Source organism: Synechococcus sp. R55.2 (assembly GCF_047462075.1).
GTDB lineage: Bacteria > Cyanobacteriota > Cyanobacteriia > Thermostichales > Thermostichaceae > Thermostichus.
This window is the reverse complement of sequence record NZ_JANSIH010000063.1, coordinates 1-1,228: the sequence shown is the minus strand read 5'-3', so window position 1 is coordinate 1,228 and position 1,228 is coordinate 1. Positions and strand designations below refer to the sequence as shown.

The following is a 1,228-nucleotide window of genomic DNA, read 5'->3' as shown; positions in this document are numbered from 1 at the left end:
CCTCTGTTTCCAAGGCCGATACACCTTGAAGTAGACAACGGAACCCACTTGTCTGGCCAAGGCTTTGATGCAAGTGTCTCCACCCATACAGCGCTGGCAAACGGGATGGTTCACCTGCAGACGATTGAACCCCCGCCGCAGCGCACAGGCCGGTTGGCCCCGCAAAATCTCGGCCAGGGATCCCCCCAGCGTCACTTGCCCCAGCGGGATTTGCCCTTCATAGTCCTTGCAACAGGGCACCACCGTGCCGTCGTAGAGGATCCCCGCCTGACCGGAAGCGCCATTGCAGTATCCCCAGCGAGCTGGGATTACCCGGTCTGTCTCCACGTTGCCCCAACTGTCCAAGGGAAACGTTTCCAAAACCAAGCGGGGATGGATGCGGATCTGCTGCCAGCGGCCCGGTCGGTAAGTAGCAATCTGGGCTTCTACCCAATCGAGAGCCGGTGCATCCGGGATCCCTTGCAAAGCTCGTCTGGCCCAAGCCGAGAGCTGAGCGCGCATCTGCTGTGCAGAATCGATCACCGAAAGAGCCTTATGCGGCACCAAAAACGGGTGGGGGCTAGTATCCAGGAATTTGAGATGCACCTGCGTAGGGCTGGAGGAGCGCAAGTGCACCTGCAGAAATTGGGTAATCCCAGCAAAGTAGCGCTCCGGCGTGAGGCGGGGAGGTGCTCCGCGAATGCTGAAGGTGACTGGATCGGGAGTTTGCAGGGAAATGGTTAGCTTAGCAAAGGGGCTGCGGTTCAGCTTTTCAATGTGCTCCGGCCAGAGGGCAAAGGTGCTGCCGTTGCTGGTCAGGTGCAGGCGAAGGCCAAGCTCAGCGGCCCTGCGAATACCCTCGAAAAGGTATGGGTAGAGCAGCGGCTCCCCCATCAGGTGAAAAGCCATCACGCGGGCCAGCCCTGTTGCCGCTACTTCCTCCAAAATCTGCTCCAGCAGAGCGGGCTCCATGTGCCCCCGCCGCCGTTGCATGATCCCATCTGGACAAAACTCGCACTTAAAGTTGCAAACGTTGGTCACCTCTATGTGCAGGCGTTCCAGTTGGGGAATAACAGCAGACATTAACAGCAGACATAGAGAGGGCCGGAACAAGTCGAGGGCAAATAGCGGATCCCCCACAAGCGCTAGGTAGTGATACGCTGTTTATCAGGTTAGATCCGGAGCGGAGCCATCGCAATGCTGAAATGCACCACTCGCCACGTCCACATTTTTGCCGGTGAAGTTACTG

The 1,228-nt window shown here is 58.2% G+C and carries 1 protein-coding gene; it reads right to left on the bottom strand.

All coding sequences use genetic code 11. The features are described from left to right. On the bottom strand, positions 1–1,062 hold a 1,062-nt coding region (locus NW838_RS02285), incomplete at its 3' end, for a radical SAM/SPASM domain-containing protein (RefSeq protein WP_414427427.1). Positions 1,063–1,228 lie beyond the last annotated feature (166 nt).